Origin of the sequence: Pseudonocardia broussonetiae, from assembly GCF_013155125.1 — a bacterium.
In the GTDB taxonomy this organism is placed as follows: Bacteria; Actinomycetota; Actinomycetes; order Mycobacteriales; family Pseudonocardiaceae; genus Pseudonocardia; species Pseudonocardia broussonetiae.
In genome coordinates this window covers 1,717,057-1,738,161 of the sequence record NZ_CP053564.1, presented here as the reverse complement: position 1 = coordinate 1,738,161, position 21,105 = coordinate 1,717,057, and the positions used below count along the sequence as shown (strand labels likewise).

Here is a 21,105-nt window from a genome sequence, read left to right as displayed (position 1 = left end):
GGAACGCGCGCGGGACACGCCCGCGGCGCGCGCGGACCGGTGGCTGAGGAGCGGCCACAGGTGTGCTCGACGCGGCGGGGCTCCAGGCCCCCGCTCGGCCAAGCCGCCCTCGCCGCCGAGGCCTTCGCACCGCGGCCCTTCGCGCCGCCGCCCACCGCCGACGGTTCCCGCGCGCCGTTGGGGTTCCCGCGCACCGAACCGGCTCCCGCGCGGCCCCGGGAGCGCGCGGGAGCATGAAAGGCGCGCGGCAACCGGGTACGCGCGCGGGACACGTCCGCGGCGCGCGCGAACCGGTGGCTGCAGGGCCGCGCTCCGTGTGGGCGCAACGCGGCGGGGCTCCAGGTCCATCCGGCCGGGCCACCCCCACCGCCGCGGCCATCGGCGCCGCCTCGTGCCGCCTCGTGCCGCCGCGTGCCGATGAGGTTCCCGCACGCCGGTGAGGTTCCCGCACGCCGAGCAGGCTCCCGCGCACCGAACCGGCTCCCGCGCGCCCCCCGGAAGCGCGCGCGAGTTCGGAACGTGCGCGGCTGCCGGGAACGCGCGCGGGAGCCCGACGTGGTCTTCGACGTGCCGCACTACAACTGGGCGAGGTACTCGTGGACGTCGACCCGCGTGCTGACGGTGGTCTCGGGCCTCCGGTCGTCGTGACGGAGCTGCCCGAGAGATCCCAACGATCCTCGAGCGCGAGCTACCCCTCCATCGCGGTGTCTACGTGATGTCCTAGAAACCGGCAGAGAACGCTCGCGCCGCCAGCTCCGCCCGGGTCACCAGGCCGGCCAGGCGGCCGTCGCGCAGCAGCACGGCGTGGTCGGCGCCCGCCGCGTCGAGCCGGGCGAGGGCCTCGGCCGCCGTGTCGCCGGTGCCCACCGAGGCGGGCGGGCCGCACATCACCTCGCCCACCGGCGTCGCCGGGTCCCGGCGGGCGAGCACGGCCGGGTCGAGCACGGCCCGGTCGAGCACGGCCCGGTCGAGCACACCGAGGAGCTCGGAGACGGCGGTGGCGAAGCGGGGGTCGCGGCCGGGCAGGACCACCGGGACCAGCGGCTGGTCGCGCGCCGGGCCCGCGGCCAGCGCGGCGGCCTCGGCGAGCGAGGTCTCGGTGGTGACGGTGTGCACCGGGCCGGTGGCGTCGGCGAGCAGGCCGGGGCGGTCGTCGTCGAGGAAGCCCAGGCGGCGCAGCCAGTCGGCGGAGTGGTACTTCGACAGGTAGGTGCGGCCGGAGTCGGGCAGCACGGCCACCACGACGTGCTCGGGCCCGAGCCCGCGCGCCACCCGCAGCGCCGCGGCCACGGCCAGCCCGGACGACGCCCCCACCAGCAGTCCCTCCTCGCGGGCGAGGCGGCGGGTCGTCAGCACCGACTCGCGGTCGCCGATCACCTCGATCCGGTCGACGACGTCGCGGTGGTAGGACCGCGGCCAGGTGTCGGTCACCGTGGCGGTGTGGCGGTAGTGCCCGGCCGCCTCGACGAAGAAGGGGCTGCCGTCGCCGCCGTGGTAGACCGACGTGGCGGGGTCGGCGCCCACGACCTCGACCGGCCCCTGCTCCTTGAGGTAGCGCCCGGTGCCCGAGATCGTGCCGCCGGTGCCGATCCCGGCGACGAGGTGGGTCACCCGCCCGCCGGTCGCCATCCAGATCTCCGGGCCGGTCGTCGCGTGGTGCACCGCCGGGTTGGCGGGGTTGTCGTACTGGTCGGCGAACCAGCCGCCGGGCGTCTCCTCCGCGATCCGCTGGGCCAGCCGGTTGACGTGCTCGGGGTGCTCGCGCGGCAGGCTCGCAGGCGTCGTGACGACCTCGGCCCCGTAGGCGCGCAGCACGTCCATCTTCTCGACGGCGACGGTCTCGGGCAGCACGACGACGATCCGGAACCCGCGGACGGCGGCGGCCTGCGCCAGCCCGATCCCGGTGTTCCCCGACGACGCCTCGACGATCGTGCCGCCGGGCCGCAGCGACCCGTCGCGCTCGGCGGCGAGCACCATCGCGGTGGCGGCGCGGTCCTTCACCGACCCGCCCGGGTTGAGGTACTCGGGCTTGACCAGCACGGTCGCGGAGAGCCCGGCCGCGAGCCGGCCCAGCCGGACGAGCGGGGTGCCGCCGACGAGGTCGATCAGGGAGTCGTGGATGAGCACGCCCCATCATCGACAGCGCGGCCCCCGCGCGCTCTCCGGGTGTCGAACGCCGTGTAGCGGCAGCGCTAGAGAGCCGTAGAAGCAGCGATGGAGGGGTAGCCGGACAGGTCGACGAGCTCCGACGACGAGCCGGAGAACAGCCCCGCCACCGCGCCGACCGCCTGCCCGACCCGGCGCGCCGGTCTGCTGCCGACGACGCGGATCGCGGTGCGCAGGGCGGCCACGCCGGGGCGGGTGCGCGGATGCGCGATCCACGGCACGCCGGGCGGCAGGTCCTGGGCGTCGTCGACGTAGGGCCGCATCCGCTCCTCGTACGCGGCGAACGCGGCGCGGTGGTCGTCGTGCGCGGCGAGCTCGCCCGCCAGCACGTAGGCGCCGACGAGGGCGAGGCTGGTGCTCATCCCGCTCACCGGCGAGGCGCAGTAGGCGGCGTCGCCGACCACCGCCACGCGCCCGCGGCTCCACGCGGGCAGGCGGACCTGGGCCAGCGAGTCGAGGTAGAAGGGCGCGCCGCCGTCGAGGGCGTCGAGGATGCGGGGGGTCTCCCAGCCGGCGTCGTCGAACGTCCGGCGCAGGACGCGGACCTGGGCCTCGGGCCCGATGTCGGCCAGCCCGCGGACGTCGGACCGGAACGACACCGCCGCGCGGATCGTGCCGACGTTGTCCGGGCGCAGGGTGACGCTGCGCCCGCCCGGCGCGTTGTACCAGCGCCAGAGGTCGGTGTCGGCCGGGGTGCGCGGGATCGTCAGGTAGGCGGTGTAGAGGCCGAGCTCGCGGACGTCGGCGTCGGGCAGGACCAGCGCCCGGGTCCGCGACGTGACCCCCTCGGCGATCACGACGACGTCGACGGTGCGGGTGGGCCCGTCCCGGAAGGTGACCTCGACGCCGTCGGCGCGCTCCTCCAGGCCGGTGATCTGGTCGCCGAAGACGTACTCGGTGCCGGGTCGGCTGCGCTCCACGAGCAGCCGGGACAGGTCACCGCGCAGGATCTCGACCTCCGCGGTGGCGCCGTCCCCGTCGGAGGTGCCGGCGGGGAAGGACGCGAGCGCGCGGCCGCGGGCGTCGACGAACTCGGTGCCCCGCTCGCCCGTCGTCGCCGCTTTGACGGCGTCCTCCAGACCCATGCGGCGGACGACCTCGCGCGCGGCGCCGCGGATGTCGATGTTCTGGCCGGTGTCGCGCTGCTCGGCGAACCGCTCGACGACGGTGGTCCTCCACCCGGCGGCCTCGAGCCAGACGGCGAGGGCGGGCCCGGCGATGCTGCCGCCGGAGATCAGGATGCTGCGCGGGGTCACGTCGTCGCCGTTCTTCCGGGAGGCGCCCGGAGCCCGTCGGCTCCGCGGACGACCTGTCTCGACTCCTACCATCGGACGGTGCCCACGCCCCCGCAACCCGGCCCCGAGCTGTCCGGCAGCGACGACTTCCTGTCCTTCGCCGAGATCGCCCTCGACACCACCGGGGAGCGGCTGCCCGACACCGACCGGTCGGCGATGGCGATGGTGCTGCTGCTGCACCGCGTCGCGAACACCGTCGTCTACGACCTGGAGTCGACGGTGCACCGGCCCGCGGGGTGGAGCTGGTCGGCGTTCCGGCTGGTGTTCACGCTGTGGGTGTCGGGGCCGCAGGAGGCCGGCCGGGCGGCCGCACTGGCCGGCATGAGCCGCGCGGCGGTGTCGAGCCTGTCGAAGACGCTGCACGCGTCCGGCGTCGTGGAGCGGGGCCCGGACGCCCGCGACGGCCGCACGGTCGTCCTGTCCCTCACCGACCGGGGGAGCGCGGCGCTGGAGGAGGTCTTCCTCGTGCACAACCGGCGCGAGGCGGAGTGGGCGGGCCTGCTCACCGCCGACGAGCTCGGCACGCTCAACACGGTGCTGCGCAAGCTGGCCCGCGCCGCGCACGACCAGGAGTGGGTCAGCCGCCGCCGCTGATGTGGCGCGGGTCACACCGCGGTGGCGTTCATGGACGCCAGGCCCTACCGTCCTCCAAGTAGTAAAACCTTTGACGATCACCCGGAGGACCGTCCCCATGGCCAAGCCGTTCGCCTCGTCCGCCGACACCGCCGTCAAGGAGCAGACCCTCGAGGTGCTGGCCGACGGCGTCTACGCGCTGACCGCCGAGGGCGACCCGAACATCGGCGCGATCGAGGGCGAGGACTTCCTCGTCTGCTTCGAGGCCCTCGCCACCCCGGTCGCGGCGCGCCGCTGGCTCGCGATGCTGCGCGAGCACACCGACAAGCCCGTGCGCTACCTCGTGCTGTCGCACTACCACGCGGTCCGCGTGCTCGGGGCCAGCGCGTTCGACGCCGAGACGATCGTGTCGCACGAGATCACCCGCGACCTCATCGCCGAGCGCGGCGAGCAGGACTGGGCCAGCGAGTTCGCGCGCATGCCCCGCCTCGCCGAGGCCGCCGAGTCGGTGCCCGGCCTGACCTGGCCCACCCTCACCTTCGCCGACCGCCTGACCATCGACCTCGGCGGCGACCGCGGCGAGCTCGTGCTCCAGTACCACGGCCGCGGGCACACCGAGGGCGACATCACCGCGTGGCTGCCGCAGCACCGGATCCTGTTCGCGGGCGACCTCGTCGAGGCCCAGGCCGCGCTCTACACCGGCGACGCCTTCCACCGCGACTGGGCGGGCCCCACGCTCGACCGCATCAAGGCCGTCGGGGCCGAGCAGCTCGTCGGCGGGCGCGGCGCGGTGAGCCGCGGGCGCGCCGAGGTCGACGCCGCCGTCGAGCAGACTCGCGGGTTCCTGCAGGTCATGCTGCGCGAGGTGGGTGCGGTGCAGCAGCGCGGCGGCACGCTCAAGGAGGCCTTCGAGGCCAGCCACGCCGCACTGGTCGACGACTACGGCCACTGGCCGATCTTCGAGCACTGCCTGCCCTTCGACGTCTCCCGCGTCTTCGACGAGCTCTCGGGCGTCGAGCGGCCGGTGATCTGGACCGCCGAGCGCGACCAGGAGGTCTGGGCGCAGCTGCAGGGCTGATCCGACCACCCCACGCACGACGACGGGAGCCCCCGCCATGCCCACCACCCCTCCGACGTGGCCGCTCGACCCGGTCGTCGTGCTCGGCGCCGGCCCCGTCGGGCAGACGACCGCGCTGCTGCTCGCCCGCTGGGGCGTGCCGACGGTCGTGCTCGACCAGCGCACCGGGCGCGACGCCGTCGGCTCGAAGGCCATCTGCCAGCAGCGCGACGTCCTCGACGTGTGGGAGGCCGTCGGCGCGGGCCGCCGCATCGCCGACGAGGGCGTCACCTGGACGACGGCGCGCACGTTCCACCGCGACGCCGAGCTGTTCAGCTACGCCTTCGCCGAGCCCGGCCGCCCGGCGTTCCCGCCGTTCGTCAACATCTCCCAGACGCGCACCGAGCAGATCCTCGACGAGCGGATCGCCGACGAGCCGCTGGTCGACCTGCGCTGGGACCACCGCGTCGTCGACGTCGAGCAGGACGACTCCGGCGTCACCGCGCGCTGCGCCGACGGCACCGCGGTGCGCGGCTCCTACCTGGTCGTCTGCGGCGGCGCGCGCAGCGACGAGCTGCGCCGGCTGCTCGGCGTCGGCTTCGAGGGCCACTCCTTCGACGACCGGTTCCTCATCTGCGACATCCGCACCGACCTGCCCGGCTGGGCCACCGAGCGGCGCTTCCACTTCGACCCGGCGTGGAACCCGGGCCGCCAGGTGCTCATCCACCCCTGCCCGGGCGGCACGTTCCGGATCGACTGGCAGGTGCCCGCCGACTACGACCTCGACGCCGAGACCGCCTCGGGCGCCCTGGACGCGCGGATCCGCGCGATCATCGGCGAGCGGCCCTACGAGATCGTGTGGAACTCGGTGTACCGCTTCCACTCCCGCGTGGTCGACCGCATGCGCTGCGGGCGCGTCCTCGTCGCCGGGGACGCCGCCCACCTCGTCTCGCCGTTCGGGGCGCGCGGCCTCAACTCCGGCGTCGCCGACGCCGAGAACGCGGCCTGGAAGATCGCCTACGTCGGGCACGGCTGGGCGCCCGAGGCCCTGCTCGACAGCTACCACGACGAGCGGCACGCCGCGGCGCTGGAGAACATCGCCGTCACCACGGCCACGATGGACTTCCTCGTGCCGCCCGACGAGGAGCGGGCGCGGCGCCGGGAGGAGGTGCTGGCGCGGGCGGCGCTCGACCCGGCGGCCCGCGCGGACGTCGACTCGGGTCGGCTCTCGGAGCCGTTCTGGTACGTCGACTCCCCGCTGACCACCGGCGACCCCCGCCGCCCGTTCGACGGCCGGCCGCCGCGCGGGCAGGTCCCGCCCGCGGCGCCCGGGGTGCTGCTGCCCGACGCGCCGGTCGACGCGCCGCAGGGGCGGGTGCGGGCGCTGGCCCGCGACGGCTTCCTGCTCCTGACCGGCGACGCCACCGACCTCGACGCCGTCCGGGCCGCCGCCGCCGATGCCCCCGGCCCGGTGCGGGTCCTCGCCCTGCGCGCGCTCGACCCCGACGGCACGCTCACGGCCACACTGGGGGCGCGGCCCGACGAGGTGTGGATCGTCCGCCCGGACGCCCACGTCGCCGCCGTCGTCGCCGCGCCCACCCGAGAGTCGATCACCACGGCGCTGGCCCGCGCCGCTGCCCGCACCACCACCCGGGAGGAGACCCCCCATGGCGTTCTACAGACGAGCCGGTGACATCCCGCCCAAGCGGCACACCCAGCACCGCGACGAGGCCGGTGCGCTCTACTACGAGGAGCTGATGGGCGAGGAGGGCTTCTCGTCGGACTCGTCGCTGCTCTACCACTCCGGGGTGCCGTCGGCGATCGTCGACGCCACGCCGTGGGAGCTGCCCGACCAGTCGACCACCGAGAACCGCCCGCTGCTGCCGCGCCACCTCAAGCTGCACAGCCTGTTCGACGAGGACTGGAAGGCCGTCGACGTCGTCACCGGGCGGCGCCTGGTCCTGGGCAACGCCGACGTCCGCATCTCCTACGTCGTGGCCGGGGAGGCCTCGCCGCTCTACCGCAACGCCACCGGCGACGAGTGCGTGTACGTCGAGTCCGGCTCGGCGACGGTGGAGACGGTGTTCGGGTCGCTGTCCGCGCGCCAGGGCGACTACGTGATCCTGCCGCGCTCCACCACGCACCGGTGGGTGCCGACGGGCTCGGAGCCGCTGCGCGCCTACGCCATCGAGGCCAACTCCCACATCGCGCCGCCCAAGCGCTACCTGTCCCGCTACGGCCAGCTCCTCGAGCACGCGCCCTACTGCGAGCGCGACCTGCACGGCCCCGAGGGCCCGCTGCTCACCGAGGGGACCGACGTCGAGGTGCTGGTCAAGCACCGCGGCTCGCGCGGGGTCACCGGCACCCGCTACGTCTACCCGGAGCACCCGTTCGACGTCGTGGGCTGGGACGGCTGCCTCTACCCGTACACGTTCAACATCGCCGACTACGAGCCGATCACCGGCCGCGTGCACCAGCCGCCGCCCGTGCACCAGGTGTTCGAGGGCGGCAACTTCGTGATCTGCAACTTCGTGCCGCGCAAGGTCGACTACCACCCGCTGTCGATCCCGGTGCCCTACTACCACTCCAACGTCGACTCCGACGAGATCATGTTCTACTGCGGCGGCAGCTACGAGGCCCGCAAGGGCTCGGGCATCGAGCAGGGGTCGATCAGCCTGCACCCCGGCGGCCACAGCCACGGCCCGCAGCCCGCCGCCGTCGAGCGCTCGATCGGCGCGGAGTTCTTCGACGAGCTCGCCGTCATGGTCGACACGTTCCGCCCGATGGAGCTCGGCGAGGGCGGCCTGGCCGCCGAGGACCCGGCCTACGCGTGGACCTGGTCGGGGCGGGGGCCGGGCCGGTGACCGTCGTCGACGTCCCGGAGGGCTCCCCGTTCGGGCTCGCGAACCTGCCCTACGGCGTCTTCTCGACGCCGGGTGCGCCGCCGCGGGCGGGGGTGCGCCTGGGCGACTCCGTCGTCGACCTGGCCCGCCTGCTCGACGACCCGGTGTTCGCCGCGCCCGTGCTCAACGGGTTCCTGGCGCAGGGCCGGACGCGCTGGACGCAGGTGCGGGAGCGGATCGCTGACCTGCTGGCCGGGGACGTCCCGGACGACGCCGTGCACCCCGTCACCGCGGTGACGATGCACCTGCCGTTCGCGGTGGCCGACTACGTCGACTTCTACGCCTCCGAGCACCACGCGACGAACCTCGGGCGCCTGTTCCGGCCCGACTCCGAGCCGCTCATGCCGAACTGGAAGCACCTGCCGGTCGGCTACCACGGCCGCGCCGGGACCGTCGTCGTGTCGGGCACGGAGGTCGTCCGCCCGTGCGGGCAGCGCAAGGCCCCCGACGAGCCCGGCCCGACCTACGGCCCGAGCCGGCGCCTGGACATCGAGGCCGAGCTGGGGTTCGTCGTCGGGACCGGGTCGGCGCTGGGGGAGCGGATCGGCGTCGACGACGTCGCCGAGCACGTGTTCGGCGCGGTGCTGGTCAACGACTGGTCGGCGCGCGACCTGCAGGCCTGGGAGTACGTGCCGCTCGGCCCGCACCTGGGCAAGAGCTTCGCCACGTCGGTGAGCCCGTGGGTGGTGCCGCTCGCCGCGCTGGAGGCCGCGCGCGTGCCGCTGCCCGGCCAGGACCCGCAGCCGCTGCCCTACCTGCGCGGGCGCGCGGACTGGGGCCTCGACGTCGACCTGGTGGTGGAGTGGAACGGCGAGGAGGTCTCGCGCCCGCCCTACCGGGAGATGTACTGGTCGCCCGCGCAGATGCTCGCGCACCTGACCGTCAACGGGGCCTCGGCGCGCACCGGCGACCTGTTCGCCTCCGGCACGATCTCGGGCCCCGAGCCGCGCCAGCGGGGCGCGTTCATCGAGCTGACCTGGGGCGGGAAGGAGCCGGTCACCGTCAAGGGGGAGCAGCGCACGTTCCTGCTCGACGGCGACGAGGTGACGATCTCGGCCACCGCGCCGGGCCCGGACGGCAGCCGGATCGGCTTCGGCGAGGTCACCGGGACCGTCGCACCGGCCCGCGGGGAGAGCGACTGACCTACGCTCGCAGGCGTGTCGAGCACCCCGGAGAACCCGCGCGAGCAACCGGTGCGCACGGCCGCGCTCACCGCGATCATCGGTGCCGCCGGGGGCCGCCGGGCCTTCGTCGACGCCACCGGCACCCCGGTGACGCTGCCGCCGCTCGTGCGCCGGCTCGTCGCCACCGACGAGGTCGTCGGCGCGCTGCTGCGCGAGCTGGGGGCCGAGCTCGTCGGCTGCGCCGGGACCCTGGACGGCGTCGAGACCGTCGGGCCCGACCGCGCGCCCGACCCGCGGGCCGTCGCCGCGCTGGAGCCGCACGTGATCGTGGCCGGGGCGGTCGACCGCGTGCACGACCTGGCCGACGAGCGGCTGGTCCCGTACCTGCGGAAGGTGGCGCCGGTCATCGCCGTCGACACCGGGCACCCGGCCGTGGCGCGCGCGGACCTGAAGGCCCTGCTCGGCACCGGCCGGGCGGCGCGGTCGGCCCCCGCACCGATCCCCAACCGTCCGCCGGGACCGCCGCAGACGCGGCCCCGGCTCTGGTGAACGCCCGTCCGCTCAGGTCAGCGCGGCCCGCAGCTCCCCGGTGAGCTCGGCGAGCGCCTGCGGCGCGGAGCGGCAGAACCGCGGGAACGACAGGTAGCCGTGCGGCATGCCGACGTAGGTCGTCGCGCGCACCGGGACGCCGGCCGCGCGCAGGGCGTCGGCGTAGCGCAGCCCGTCGTCGCGGATCGGGTCGTGCTCGGCCACCTGCACCAGCGCGGGCGGCAGGCCCGCGTGGTCGGGGGCGAACAGCGGGGAGGCGTAGGGGTCGCGGGGGTCCTGGGCGCCGAGGTAGTGGTCGCGGAACGCCAGCACGTCGGCCTTGCCGATCACCGGCGCGTGCGCGTTCTCCTCGATCGACGGGCTGCCCAGCGTGAGGTCCGTGGCCGGGTAGAGCAGGGCCTGGAACGCGATCGCGGGCCCGGAGCGGTCGCGCGCCATCAGCGCGACGACGGCGGAGAGGTTGCCGCCCGCGCTGTCGCCCATCACGGCCAGGCGCCGCGGGTCGGCGCCGAGCTCGGCCGCGCGCTCCACCAGGTCGACGAGCGCGGCGTGGCAGTCCTCGCCGGCGGCGGGCCAGGGGTGGCCGGGCGCGAGCCGGTAGTCCAGCGACACGACCACCGCGCCGACCCCGGCCGCGACCTGGCTGCACAGCCAGTCGGACTGGTCGAGCGAGCCGAGCACCCACCCGCCGCCGTGGATGTTGACGACGAGCGGCAGCGGCCCGGCGCCCGCGGCCGTGGGCCGGTAGATCCGCACCGGGATCGGGCCGGTCTGGCCCGTCGCGGTGGCGTCGGTGAGCACGACGCCGGGCGCCACCCCGCCGAACAGCAGGTCGGTGACCGGGTTGTGGGGGATCGACGTGGCCTGGGCGCGGGCGATGGCGGCGGCGTCCATCGTGGTGATCGAACTGCTCGCGCGCAGCGCCCGCGCGAGCAGCCGCACCCGCAGGTCGAGCGGTGCCATCAGAACTCCGTGACGCCGGCGTCGGGCGCGAGCTCGTGCGCGGTGACGTAGCGGGACTCGTCGGAGGCGAGGAACAGGACCGAGTCGGCCACGTCCTCGGGCTGGGTGGTCTCGACCGGCAGCATGTTCGCGAACATCATCCCCAGCCGCTGGTCGCCCGCCATCGCGGCGCCGAGCACGGCCTGCATGTCGCCACTGCCCATCGGGGTGGCGACGCCCGTCGGGTGCAGGCTGTTGACGCGGATGTGGTGCTTCGCGAGCTCCGCCGCAAACGCCTTGGCCATGCCGCGCACGGCGAACTTGCTGGCGGTGTAGGGCACCATGAACGGCTGCACCTTGATCCCGGCCGCCGAGCTGACCAGCACGATCGACCCGCCGCCCGCCTCCACCAGGTGCGGCGCGCCCGCCATCACCGTGTTCCAGACGCCGGTGACGTTGGTGCTCATCGTGTCCTCGAAGATCTGCGGCGTCACCTGGTCCCAGGCGCGCGGCACACAGATCCCGGCGTTGGCGACGATCACGTCGAGGCGGCCCAGGTCGGCCACCGCCCCGTCGACGGCCGCGCGCAGCGCCGCGAGGTCGCGCACGTCGAGCCGCGCCGCGACCGCGCGCCGCCCGGCCTTCTCGACCAGCGCCACGGTCTCCTCGAGGTCGGCGGGCGTCGCCGAGTCGTAGGCGACGCTCGGCAGCGGCGCGCACACGTCCACCAGGACGACGTCGGCGCCCTCCCCGGCCAGCCGGACGGCGTGCGCGCGGCCCATGCCCCGCGCGGCGCCCGTGATCAGTGCGACCTTGCCCTCGACCCGTCCGGCCACGGCTCCACCTCTCGACAACAACCGGACACTGTTGTCCGGTTGTTGCTACCGTAGCCGCGTGACCTCCCTGCGTCGAGAGAACCGGGGCCGCGGCGCCGCGGCCGGCAACCGGCGCGCGCTGCTCGCCGCGGCCGTCGAGGTGTTCGGGGAGCAGGGGTACGACGCGCCGCTCTCGGCCGTCGCGAAGCGCGCCGGCGTCGGCCAGGGCAGCCTCTACCGGCACTTCCCCGACCGGGTCGCGCTCGCCGTCGCGGTGTTCGAGGACAACGTCGTCGAGCTGGAGGAGCTGGCCGCGCTCCCGGGCACGACGCTCGACGCCCTGCTCGACGCCGTCACCGACCAGCTCGTGTCCTGCGTCGGGTTCGTCGACGTCGTGACGGCGTCGGTGCGCGACGGCCGCGTCGAGGCGGTGGCCGAGCGGGTCGGCGCCGTGCTCGCCGGGGCGCTGCCGCAGGCGCAGGCGGCGGGCCGGTTCCGCGACGACGTCACCGCCGCCGACGTCGTCCTGGCGATCGGGATGGTCGCCGGGCTGGTCGCGAAGGTCCCGCCCGAGGACCGGCTGCGCACCGCCGCGGCCGCCTGGGCGCTGCTGCGGCAGGGCCTGCGGCCGTGACCGCCGCTCAGCGCGGCCGGTAGCGCGCGTAGAGCAGCCCGCTGTCGAAGCGGCGCTGGTCGACCAGGTCGAGGTCGAGGCGCACGCCGTCGGGGAAGAACCGCGTGCCGCCCCCGACCGCGCTCGTGGTGACGAACAGGTGGTACTCGTCCACCAGGCCCGCCGCGATCGCCTGGGCGGCGAGGTGCGGGCCGTCGACAGTGAGGTCGCGGTCGGCCCCCTCCTTGAGCCGGCGCACCGCGTCGGGGTCGAAGGTCCGCTCGATCCGGGTCCGCGCGCTGGACACCGACCCCAGCGTCGTGGAGTAGACGACCTTGTCGACGGCCTGCCAGTCGCGGGCGTACCCGACGATGTGCGGGGGCGCGTCGGGCGCGGTGTGCGCGGTCTCCCAGAAGACCATCGTCTCGTACATGCGCCGGCCGTAGAGGTACGTGCCGACGGGGCGGAAGAGGTCGCCGATGAACGTGTGGACCTCGGGGTCCTCGGCGCCGCGGCCGAGGTCGCCCTCGGCCGCCACGGCGTAGCCGTCGAGCGAGACGATCATCGAGTAGAGGAGCTGTGCCATGTGCTGTGTGACCGGAGGACGGGCGAGAAGTCATCGACCGGCGGCCCTCATCGTCCGGCGGCTCGGTCGAGCAGGTAGCGGCGCTCGGGCGCGCTCAGGGTGCGGGCGGCCGCGCGGCGGTAGTGCTCGCGCGCCCCGTCGGCGTCGCCGGTGCGGTCGAGCAGGTGCGCGCGCACGGCGTCGACGCGGTGGTGCCCGGCCAGCGCCGGGTCGCCCGCGGCAGCGTCGAGCTGCTCCAGGGCGACGAGCGGCCCGCGCACCATGGCGACGGCGACGATCCGGTTGAGCGTGACCATCGGGCCCGGCGCGATCGCCGCCAGGATCTCGTAGAGGCCCAGGATCTGGCGCCAGTCGGTGTCCTCGGCTCGCGGGGCCTCGGCGTGCACGGCGGCGATCGCGGCCTGCAGCTGGTAGGGCCCGGGCACCGCCGTGGCCAGCGCCGCGGTGACCAGCGCGACGCCCTCGGCGATCGCGGCGGCGTCCCAGAGCCCGCGGTCCTGCTCGTCCAGCGGCACCAGCGCGCCGTCGGGCGCGGTCCGGGCGGCCCGGCGCGCGTCGGTGAGCAGCATCAGCGCGAGCAGGCCGGCGACCTCGCCGTCGCCGGGCCGCAGCCCGTGCAGCAGGCGGGTCAGCCGCAGCGCCTCCCGGGTCAGCTCGACGCGCTGCAGGGACTCACCCGAGCTGGCCGTGTGCCCCTCGGTGAACACCAGGTACAGCGTCCGGAGGACCGCGGGGAGCCGCGCCTCGTCGTCCGGGTCGCCGAACCGCCCGCCCGCGGCCCGGATCCGCGCCTTGGCCCGGCTGATCCGCTGCGCGACGGTCGCCTCCGGCACGAGCAGGCCGCGGGCGATCTCCGCGGTGGTCAGGCCGCCGACCGCGCGCAGCGTCAGGGCCACCTGCGACGGCGGGTTCAGCGACGGGTGGCAGCACAGCGCGAGCAGGGCGAGCGTGTCGTCCTCGCCGGGCACCGGGCCCGGCGGCACGGCCGCGGCCACCGCGTCCTCCCGGCGGCGGCGCGCCGCGTCGGCGCGGTGGGCGTCGACGGTGCGGCGGTGGGCCGCGGTGATGAGCCAGCCCGCCGGGTTGTCCGGGACGCCGTCGGCCGGCCAGGCGAGCGCCGCCGCGATCAGGGCCTCCTGCACGGCGTCCTCGCAGGCGGCGAAGTCACCGCCCCGGCGGCGCACGAGCACGCCGAGGACCTGCGGCGCGAGCTCGCGCAGCAGGTCCTCGACGCTCCCCGTCACAGGTCCGGGCCCGCGGGGCTGAGCACCGGCCGCACCTCGACCAGGCCCCACACCGCGTCCGGGACGCGCGCGGCGATCTCGACCGCGCGGTCCGCTGTCTCGCACTCGACGAGGTAGAACCCCGCCAGGTGCTCCTTGACCTCGGCGAACGGCCCGTCCGCGACGACCGCGGCGCCGTCGCGCGCCGTGACCCACCGCCCGAGCGACGGGTCGGCCAGCCCCTCCGACGCCACCAGCTCGCCCGACGCGGCGAGCTCGTCGGTCAGCGCGCGGTGCCCGCGGCCGAACTCGGCGCGCTGGGCGTCGGTCAGGCCCGCCCAGCGCTCGAGGAAGTGCTCGTTGCTGTGGATGAGGACCAGGTACTTCACGTGCCACCTCCGTCACCGGGAAACTCCTGCCGCCGGGATGTCGAGACCGCCGGCCCGGTCTCGACATCCCGGCGTACGGACCCCGAGGGAAGGATCCTCCGATGGAACTCGACCACGACTTCACCGCCGTCCTGGTGACGAGCCCGGCACCGGGCGGCTGGACCTACGTGAAGATGCCCGGCTCCGCCGAGTTCTTCGGCACCCGCGGGCTGGTGAAGGTCCGCGGCACCGTCGACGGCCACCCGTTCCGCAGCTCGTTCATGGCGCTGGGCGACGGCACCCACAAGCTGCCGGTGCGCGCCGCCCTGTGCCGGACGCTGGGCAAGAAGGCCGGCGACTCCGTCGACGTGCACCTGTCGGAGCGGATCGAGGAGAGCCGGTGAACGTCCTCGCCGTCGTCGTGGCCGCGGTGGCCGCGTTCGTCGTCAGCGGGGCGTACTACGGCGCGCTCGGCGCCCGCCTGGCGCAGCTCTCGCCCGCCTACGCCCCGGGCGCGGGGCGCCCCGCCGCGCTCACGGCGGTCACCGAGGTCGTCCGCAACGTCGTGCTGGCGCTCGTCGTGGCCGGGCTGGCGCGCGGGCTGGGCGCCGACGCGCTCGGTCCGGCGCTGCTGCTCGCCCTCGTGCTGTGGGTGGGGTTCCCGGTCCTGCTGCTCACCGGGTCGGTGTTCCACGAGCGGGTGCCCGTCGCCCTCGCCGCGATCCACTCCGGTGACTGGCTGCTCAAGCTGCTGGTCGTCGCCGGCGTGACGGGCGTCTGGGCCTGACCGGCGCCGCTCAGCCGACGTTGACGCCGAAGTCGCGCGCGATGCCCGCGAGCCCCGACGCGTAGCCCTGCCCGATCGCCCGGAACTTCCACTCCGGGCCGCGGCGGTAGAGCTCGCCGAACAGCATCGCGGTCTCGGTGGAGGCGTCCTCGGTGAGGTCGAAGCGGGTGATCTCCGACTCGCCCGCGGCGTTGACGATCCGGATGAACGCGTTGGCGACCTGGCCGAAGCTCTGCCGGCGGTTGTCGGCGTCGTAGATGCTCACCGGGAACACGATCTTGTCGACCTGCGGGGACATCCCGGCCAGGTCGACCTTGAGCTGCTCGTCGTCGCCCTCGCCCTCGCCGGTGAGGTTGTCGCCGGTGTGCTCGACGGTGCCGTCGGGGCTGATCAGGTTGTTGAAGAAGATGAAGTGGCTGTCGGAGAGCACGCGGCCGTCGGCGCCGAGCATGATCGCCGAGACGTCGAGGTCGAAGTCGGCACCGGTCGTGGCGCGCACGTCCCAACCGACCCCGACGATCACGTTCGTGAGGCCGGGGGCCTCCTTGCTGAGGCTGACGTTGCCGCCCTTGGCCAGGCTGACGCTCACAGAGCACTCCATCTCGGTCGACGCGGTGGTGCGGCTGCGATGCTAGGGCCATGAGCGTGCGGTGGGGGATCGTCGGCCCGGGTCGGATCGCGTCGAAGGTGGTGGCGGACTTCCCGCACGTCCCCGGCGCCGAGGTCGTCGCGGTCGCGTCCCGGTCGGCCGAGCGGGCGCGGGTCTTCGCCGACGCGCACGGGGTCGACCGCGTCCACGCCTCCTACCGGGCGATCGTCGAGGACGACGGCGTCGACGTGCTCTACATCGCGACCCCGCACCCGCAGCACCGCGCCGTCGCGCTGGCGGCGCTGCGAGCGGGGAAGGCGGTGCTCGTCGAGAAGGCGTTCACGGTCACGCCGGCGGCGACCCGCGAGATCGTCGACGTGGCGGAGGCGGCGGGGGTGTTCGCCATGGAGGCGATGTGGACGCGCTTCCAGCCCGCGATCGTGCGGATGCGGGAGCTGATCGCCGACGGGGCGATCGGCGAGGTGCAGTCGGTGCAGGCCGATCTCGGCGCCCAGCACCCCACCGACCCGTCGGACCGCTTCTACGACCCCTCCGTCGGGGGAGGTGCGCTGTTCGACGTCGGGGTCTACCCGATCTCGTTCGCGCAGATGGTCCTGGGCGCACCCGACGCCGTCGCGGCGCACGGCGTGCTGGCCCCGAGCGGCGTCGACGTCGAGGAGGCCGTGCTGCTGTCCTACCCCGACGGCCGCACCGCGTCGCTGCTCGCGTCGCTGCGCTGCGCCACGCCCGGCGCGGCCCGCGTGGTCGGCACCGGCGGCTGGATCGACGTGCCCCCGCGCTTCCACCACCCGTCGGCGATCGTGCTGTGCCGCAACGGCGCCGAGCCCGAGCGGATCGACGCGCCCGCCCTCGGGGCGGGGTACTCCCACGAGCTGCGCGAGGTGACCGACTGCGTCGCCGACGGGCGGACGCAGAGCGCGGTCATGCCGCTGGCCGACACCGTGGTGGTGCAGGACGTGATGGACGCGGTGGCGCGGCAGCTCGGGATGGAGCCGCAGGAGGGGCCGGCGGAGCTGTAGCCCGCTCCGCGGCCGGTCGCAGGGCCGGTGGCGGTGGTGGGCCGGGAGGACCCCCGGCCCCCTCCAGCGGAGGTCCTCCCGTACCGCCGTAGACGTACCCGCTACGTCGGTCGCCCACAACCGGGTCGCGCGCCGTGATCGCCTGGCGGACAAGCGGCCGTCGTGGAACGGACAGCGCAACCTCGCAGCGTCCGGATGGTCGATCGCGCACGGACACCGGGCCGATTAGCGTTTCCCCCTCGACCAAGGGGGGACTTGATCGTGCCGGAATCGCTGATGCGCGCGCAGATCACGACGGCCGACGCCGACGTGGCGCACGGCTGGCTGCGTGACGCCTACGGCGACCACGAGGTGACGATCTCCGGACGACCGACCGATTTCCGGTTCGCGCACAGCATGGCCGACTTCGGCAGCTTCACCGTCGGCGTCGCGCGGCACTCGATGGTGCTGCAGGGCAGCTGGGAGCCCCTCGACGACGTGCTGCTGTTCAGCCACCTGCTCAGCGGGCGGTTCGTCCTGCGCTCGCCGAGCAGCGAGGTGGTGGGCGGGCCGGGCGACGTGCTGTCCTACGACCCCGACGCGCGGACCGACGTCGAGTGGCACGACTTCCGCATGGCCCAGCTGCGCATCCAGCGATCGGCCGTGGAGCGGGCCGCGGCCGAGATGCTGGGCGAGGACCGCGCGACCCCGCGCCTGGCCTTCGACCTCGGGCGGCCGCTGTCGGAGGCGAAGGGGGTGCACTGGAAGCGCCTGATGCAGTACGTGTCGGGCGACGTCGCCCGCAACCCGGGTGTCAACGGCAACCCGCTGGTGGTGCGGCACGTGCAGCGGCTGATCGTCGCGACGCTGCTGGAGACCTTCCCCAACTCGAGCCAGGCCGGCTACCGCACGAAGACCCAGTACGCGGCGCCCGACGCCGTGCGCCGCGCGATCGCGTTCATGGAGGAGCACGCGGGCGAGGACCTCGACCTGACGACCATCGCGGACGCCGCGCACGTCGGCCCGCGGGCCCTGCAGCGGGCGTTCCGGCGCTCGATGGACCAGACGCCGCTGGGCTTCCTGCGCTCGGTGCGGCTCGACCGCGCCCACGACGAGCTGCGCGCCGCCGACCCGGCCGGGACGACCGTCGGCGCGGTCGCCGCCCGCTGGGGCTTCGGCCACCCCGGGCGCTTCGCCGCCGACTACCGGACCCGGTTCGAACGATCACCCAGTGACACGCTGCGCGGTTGACGCAACACTGTCGACCATGTCGATGACGACCATGCGCGTCCTGCGGCTCGTGGTGCACGTGCGCACCCGCGAGCCGGTGCTCCTGCTCGGTGAGGTCGAGGGTGAGCGCTGCCTGCCGGTGTTCCTGCGCCGCCCCCAGGCCGACGCGATAGCGCTGGGCGAGCGCGGCGAGGGCGACCCCCAGCTGCCCCAGGACGTCCTGCTGCCGGTGCTGCAGGGCCTGGGTCACGAGCTCGTCGGTGCCGAGGTGGTCTCGCTCGTCGACAGCGTGTTCCGGGCCGAGCTGGTCTTCGCCGACGGCGCCCGGGTCGAGCTGCGCCCCAGCGACGCGCTGGCCGTCGCGGTGCGCGAGGGCCTGTCGATCGGCGTGGCCACCTCGATCCTGGACGAGGTCGGCCAGCCCATCGCCGACCTGTTCCCCGACGGCACGGACGCGCCGCCGGAGAAGCAGCTCGAGGACTTCCGCAAGTTCATCGACGAGGTCTCGCCCGACGACTTCGCCTGACCGCCCGCAGGGACGCCGGCGGGACGGCGGCGCCGCTCAGAAGCGGCCGCCGCCCCCGCGGCGCCCGCGCGAGGCCGACCCGCCGAAGCTGCCGGGCGAGAACCCGCCGCCGCCCCCGCTGCTCCAGCCCCCACCGCCGCCGCTGCTCCAGCCCCCACCACCGCCGCGCGTGGCGCCGGAGATGATGCCGCCGAGGATCAGGCTGCCCAGGTCGACGCCGGTGCTGCCCGACGACGTGCTCGACCAGCTCGACGCGTCGGACTGCGCGAGCCGCAGGGCCTCCTGGGCCAGCGAGTCGGCCTGCTGCGCCTCGCGCAGGGCCTCGGCCGGGTCCTGCCCGTTGCGGGCGTTCTCCAGATGGCGCTTGGCCTCGGCGAGCCGGGTGCGCGCCGTGGCGTCGACGGCCCCCCGGTGCGTGGTCACGAAGTCCTCGGCGGCGTCGACGGCCGAGCGGGCCGTCAGCAGCGTCTGCTCCAGGACCGCGGCGGTGCGGCGGCGGCGGTCCTGCTCGACGCGGGCGGCGGCGATGGCCTCGTCGAGCGCGGCCCCCGCCTCGTCGAGCAGGCGCAGCGCGGCGATCGGGTCGCCCGCCTCCACCTGCTCCGACGCCGTGACGGCGGCCTCGGCGCGCGCCACCACGGGCGCGAGCGACGCGTCCAGCGCGCGGGCCTCCGCGAGGTCCTGCTCGGTCTCGGCGCGGGCCGCGGGGATGGCCGCGGCCGCCTCGACGAGCTCGGTGCCGCGGCGCGGGACGGCGTCGAGCAGCGTCTCGGCCTGGGTGAGCGCGTCCTCCGCGGCGCGGCCGGACACCACGGCGGCCGGGCGCGCGCCCGCGTCGACCTCGGAGCGGGCGGCGGTGATCTCGGTGCCCGCGACGTCGAGCAGCCGGCGGGCCTGCGCGAGCGAGCCGGCCACCGGCTCCAGCGCGCTCGGGGCGTAGCGCGCCGAGAGCGCCTGCCACGTCGACCCGGTCTGCGGCACGCGCGCGAGCACGGCGTCGCGGCGCGCGGCGAGGCCCGCGACGTACTCGGGCGCGGTGGCCTCGAGGTTGCGCATCGCGTCGAACGCGGCGACCTGGGCGTCGAGGCGCTCGTCGGCGGCCCGGCACGCGCGGATGATGTCGGCGTGCATGCGGCGCTGCGTCGGCTCGTCCTCGGGCACGTCGTCGTCGAGCTGCTGGCGGACGCCGAACGCGCGGAGCATGTCGGCCTTCGACGCCTCGACGGCCGCGGCGAACCCGCGCACCGCCTCCTCGCCGAAGTGGCCGCGGGCGGCGGACAGCTCGATCTCGGAGGTGCGGACGGCCTCGTCGACCTCGATCAGCCCGGCGCTGGCGCGGTAGGCCAGGTCGTCGGTGGCGACGTCGCTGAACTCGTCGCGCGGGGCGGGCGGCTGCGCCGGGTCCGCGGGGACGGCGGCCGTGCGGTTGCGGCGGCGGCGCGACACGACGTACGCCCCACCCCCGACGACGACCACGCCGCCGAGCAGCAGCGCGCCGACCGGGAAGCCGCCGCTTCCGCCACCGCCGAGACCGTCGGACAGCGCGATCGCCGCCCCGGCCCAGTCGTCCTGCGCGAGGCGGTCCTCGGCATCGCCGATGGCGCTGTCGACGGTACTCTCGCCGACGGTGAGGCCGTCGGCCACCGACACCCCGTACGCGCGGTCGCCCACCGCGACCGCGAGCAGCACGTCCTGCGCCCCGAACTGCGAGAGGCGCGCGGACTCGTCGGCCCACGACTGCCCGTCGGCGCCGTCGAAGGAGTCGACGTAGACGACGAACAGCTGCGTGCCGTTCGCCTCGCGCAGCCGGCCGAACGCCTCGGTGATCCGGGCCTGGTCACCGGGCGCGAGGACGCCCGCGGAGTCGGTGACCGCCGGCCCGACCCGGGACGGCGGCTCGGCCGCGGCGACCCCGGCCCCGATCAGGGCGAACAGCCCCAGAACCACGGCCAGCAAGGGCAACCTGCGCACGACGACCTCCGCGAACGGGAAATGATCCGCTCATCATGACGCTCCCCGGACGACGACCCTCAGGCGCGGCCGACCGGGCCACCGGGGCGGGATTGGCACTGGCGCAGCAGGCCACCGCGGCGACGATGGACCCATGGCCGCGATCGAGCTCCGCACGCTCCCCCTCTCGCACGACCCCGCCCGCCGCCTCGTCCAGCTCGTGGCCGGGCTCGCCCTCTACGGCACGTCGATGGCCATGCAGATCCGGGCGACGCTCGGGCTCAACCCGTGGGACGTGCTGCACGAGGGGCTGACGGCGCAGACGCCGCTCGGCTTCGGGCTGATCACCGCGGTGACGGGCGTGGTCGTGCTGCTGCTGTGGATCCCGCTGCGGCAGCGCCCGGGGATCGGGACGGTGGCGAACGTGCTCGTCATCGCCGTCACCGTCGACCTCGCGCTGGCCCTGATCCCGGCCCCCGGTGGCCTCGCCGCCCGGATCGCCCTGATGACGGGCGGGATCGTGCTCAACGGCGTCGCGTCGGCGGCGTACGTCGGTGCGCGGCTCGGCCCGGGCCCCCGCGACGGCCTGATGACCGGCCTCGCCGCCCGCACCGGCCGCTCGCTGCGGCTGGTGCGGACGGGCATCGAGGTCACCGTGCTGGCCGCGGGCTGGCTGCTCGGCGGCACCGTCGGCGTCGGGACGGTGCTCTACGCGCTGGCCATCGGCCCGCTGACGCAGCTGTTCCTGCCGTTCGTCGTCGTGCGGGAACCGGTGCGGCCGGTGGTCTGA

22 protein-coding genes are annotated in these 21,105 nt (G+C 75.3%); 13 read left to right on the top strand and 9 right to left on the bottom strand.

Going from position 1 to position 21,105, the window contains the following annotated elements; genetic code table 11:
* Window positions 1-720: 720 nt before the first annotated feature.
* Together HOP40_RS08575 and HOP40_RS08570 are read right to left on the bottom strand one after the other, a co-directional pair.
* Entirely contained in the window at window positions 721-2,127 is a 1,407-nt protein-coding gene (locus HOP40_RS08575; RefSeq protein WP_172156403.1) for a pyridoxal-phosphate dependent enzyme, read from the bottom strand.
* A 65-nt stretch (window positions 2,128-2,192) separates the two neighbouring features.
* On the bottom strand, window positions 2,193-3,422 hold the full coding sequence (locus HOP40_RS08570; RefSeq protein WP_240157585.1) for an FAD-dependent monooxygenase: 1,230 nt from the start codon (window positions 3,420-3,422) through the stop codon (window positions 2,193-2,195).
* Between the two features lie 78 nt (window positions 3,423-3,500).
* Here HOP40_RS08570 and HOP40_RS08565 point away from each other — a divergent pair, with 78 nt between their 5' ends.
* From HOP40_RS08565 to HOP40_RS08540, 6 genes are all read left to right on the top strand, one after another.
* Window positions 3,501-4,055 (top strand): MarR family winged helix-turn-helix transcriptional regulator, encoded by a 555-nt coding sequence (locus HOP40_RS08565; protein ID WP_240157584.1) that lies wholly within the window; start codon window positions 3,501-3,503, stop codon window positions 4,053-4,055.
* 97 nt (window positions 4,056-4,152) lie between these two features.
* Window positions 4,153-5,112: an MBL fold metallo-hydrolase gene (locus HOP40_RS08560; protein ID WP_172156399.1), complete on the top strand. Its 960-nt coding sequence runs from the start codon at window positions 4,153-4,155 to the stop codon at window positions 5,110-5,112.
* A 37-nt stretch (window positions 5,113-5,149) separates the two neighbouring features.
* Window positions 5,150-6,784, top strand: coding sequence for an FAD-dependent monooxygenase (locus HOP40_RS08555; RefSeq protein ID WP_172156397.1), 1,635 nt, complete (start codon window positions 5,150-5,152; stop codon window positions 6,782-6,784).
* Entirely contained in the window at window positions 6,759-7,955 is a 1,197-nt protein-coding gene (locus tag HOP40_RS08550; protein WP_172156395.1) for a homogentisate 1,2-dioxygenase, read from the top strand. The genes HOP40_RS08555 and HOP40_RS08550 overlap by 26 nt, the downstream gene beginning before the upstream one ends.
* Window positions 7,952-9,136 (top strand): fumarylacetoacetase, encoded by a 1,185-nt coding sequence (gene fahA, locus HOP40_RS08545; protein WP_172168077.1) that lies wholly within the window; start codon window positions 7,952-7,954, stop codon window positions 9,134-9,136. Before HOP40_RS08550 ends, fahA begins: the two co-directional genes overlap by 4 nt.
* A 15-nt stretch (window positions 9,137-9,151) precedes the next feature.
* Complete coding sequence (locus tag HOP40_RS08540; RefSeq protein ID WP_172156393.1) at window positions 9,152-9,667, top strand: ABC transporter substrate-binding protein; 516 nt, start codon at window positions 9,152-9,154, stop codon at window positions 9,665-9,667.
* 12 nt (window positions 9,668-9,679) lie between these two features.
* Here HOP40_RS08540 and HOP40_RS08535 read toward each other — a convergent pair whose 3' ends face one another.
* Window positions 9,680-10,630, bottom strand: a complete 951-nt coding sequence (locus tag HOP40_RS08535; RefSeq protein ID WP_172156391.1) for an alpha/beta hydrolase — start codon at window positions 10,628-10,630, stop codon at window positions 9,680-9,682.
* On the bottom strand, window positions 10,630-11,445 hold the full coding sequence (locus tag HOP40_RS08530; protein ID WP_172156389.1) for a mycofactocin-coupled SDR family oxidoreductase: 816 nt from the start codon (window positions 11,443-11,445) through the stop codon (window positions 10,630-10,632). Before HOP40_RS08530 ends, HOP40_RS08535 begins: the two co-directional genes overlap by 1 nt.
* A 58-nt stretch (window positions 11,446-11,503) precedes the next feature.
* Between HOP40_RS08530 and HOP40_RS08525 the strand changes: the two genes are divergently transcribed.
* The gene (locus HOP40_RS08525; RefSeq protein WP_205347128.1) at window positions 11,504-12,058 is read left to right on the top strand and encodes a TetR/AcrR family transcriptional regulator; all 555 of its coding nucleotides are present in this window, start codon (window positions 11,504-11,506) and stop codon (window positions 12,056-12,058) included.
* Between the two features lie 7 nt (window positions 12,059-12,065).
* Here HOP40_RS08525 and HOP40_RS08520 read toward each other — a convergent pair whose 3' ends face one another.
* Genes HOP40_RS08520 through HOP40_RS08510 form a run of 3 tightly spaced genes read right to left on the bottom strand, consistent with a single transcriptional unit; the run spans window position 12,066 to window position 14,235 of the window.
* The gene (locus tag HOP40_RS08520; RefSeq protein WP_172156385.1) at window positions 12,066-12,623 is read right to left on the bottom strand and encodes a dihydrofolate reductase family protein; all 558 of its coding nucleotides are present in this window, start codon (window positions 12,621-12,623) and stop codon (window positions 12,066-12,068) included.
* A 47-nt stretch (window positions 12,624-12,670) separates the two neighbouring features.
* Window positions 12,671-13,867: an RNA polymerase sigma factor gene (locus HOP40_RS08515; protein ID WP_172156383.1), complete on the bottom strand. Its 1,197-nt coding sequence runs from the start codon at window positions 13,865-13,867 to the stop codon at window positions 12,671-12,673.
* Complete coding sequence (locus tag HOP40_RS08510; protein WP_172156381.1) at window positions 13,864-14,235, bottom strand: YciI family protein; 372 nt, start codon at window positions 14,233-14,235, stop codon at window positions 13,864-13,866. The genes HOP40_RS08515 and HOP40_RS08510 overlap by 4 nt, the downstream gene beginning before the upstream one ends.
* 101 nt (window positions 14,236-14,336) lie before the next feature.
* Here HOP40_RS08510 and HOP40_RS08505 point away from each other — a divergent pair, with 101 nt between their 5' ends.
* Both HOP40_RS08505 and HOP40_RS08500 read left to right on the top strand, forming a co-directional pair.
* On the top strand, window positions 14,337-14,618 hold the full coding sequence (locus HOP40_RS08505; protein WP_172156379.1) for a DUF1905 domain-containing protein: 282 nt from the start codon (window positions 14,337-14,339) through the stop codon (window positions 14,616-14,618).
* Window positions 14,615-15,001: a DUF1761 domain-containing protein gene (locus HOP40_RS08500; protein WP_172156377.1), complete on the top strand. Its 387-nt coding sequence runs from the start codon at window positions 14,615-14,617 to the stop codon at window positions 14,999-15,001. The genes HOP40_RS08505 and HOP40_RS08500 overlap by 4 nt, the downstream gene beginning before the upstream one ends.
* A 10-nt stretch (window positions 15,002-15,011) precedes the next feature.
* Here the strand turns inward: HOP40_RS08500 and HOP40_RS08495 are convergent, their stop codons facing one another.
* Complete coding sequence (locus HOP40_RS08495) at window positions 15,012-15,590, bottom strand: TerD family protein (protein WP_172156375.1); 579 nt, start codon at window positions 15,588-15,590, stop codon at window positions 15,012-15,014.
* Between the two features lie 50 nt (window positions 15,591-15,640).
* On the opposite strand from HOP40_RS08495, the gene HOP40_RS08490 reads away from it, so the two are divergent.
* The 3 genes from HOP40_RS08490 to HOP40_RS08480 all read left to right on the top strand — a co-directional run bounded on the left by HOP40_RS08490 (window position 15,641) and on the right by HOP40_RS08480 (window position 18,365).
* Window positions 15,641-16,630: a Gfo/Idh/MocA family protein gene (locus HOP40_RS08490; RefSeq protein ID WP_172156373.1), complete on the top strand. Its 990-nt coding sequence runs from the start codon at window positions 15,641-15,643 to the stop codon at window positions 16,628-16,630.
* Window positions 16,631-16,891: 261 nt separating this feature from the next.
* The gene (locus HOP40_RS08485) at window positions 16,892-17,860 is read left to right on the top strand and encodes an AraC family transcriptional regulator (protein ID WP_172156371.1); all 969 of its coding nucleotides are present in this window, start codon (window positions 16,892-16,894) and stop codon (window positions 17,858-17,860) included.
* Window positions 17,861-17,876: 16 nt separating this feature from the next.
* Window positions 17,877-18,365, top strand: a complete 489-nt coding sequence (locus HOP40_RS08480) for a bifunctional nuclease family protein (protein WP_240157583.1) — start codon at window positions 17,877-17,879, stop codon at window positions 18,363-18,365.
* Window positions 18,366-18,401: 36 nt separating this feature from the next.
* Here the strand turns inward: HOP40_RS08480 and HOP40_RS08475 are convergent, their stop codons facing one another.
* Window positions 18,402-20,336 (bottom strand): TPM domain-containing protein, encoded by a 1,935-nt coding sequence (locus HOP40_RS08475; RefSeq protein ID WP_172156369.1) that lies wholly within the window; start codon window positions 20,334-20,336, stop codon window positions 18,402-18,404.
* A gap of 133 nt (window positions 20,337-20,469) precedes the next feature.
* Here HOP40_RS08475 and yczE point away from each other — a divergent pair, with 133 nt between their 5' ends.
* Complete coding sequence (yczE, locus tag HOP40_RS08470; RefSeq protein ID WP_172156367.1) at window positions 20,470-21,105, top strand: membrane protein YczE; 636 nt, start codon at window positions 20,470-20,472, stop codon at window positions 21,103-21,105.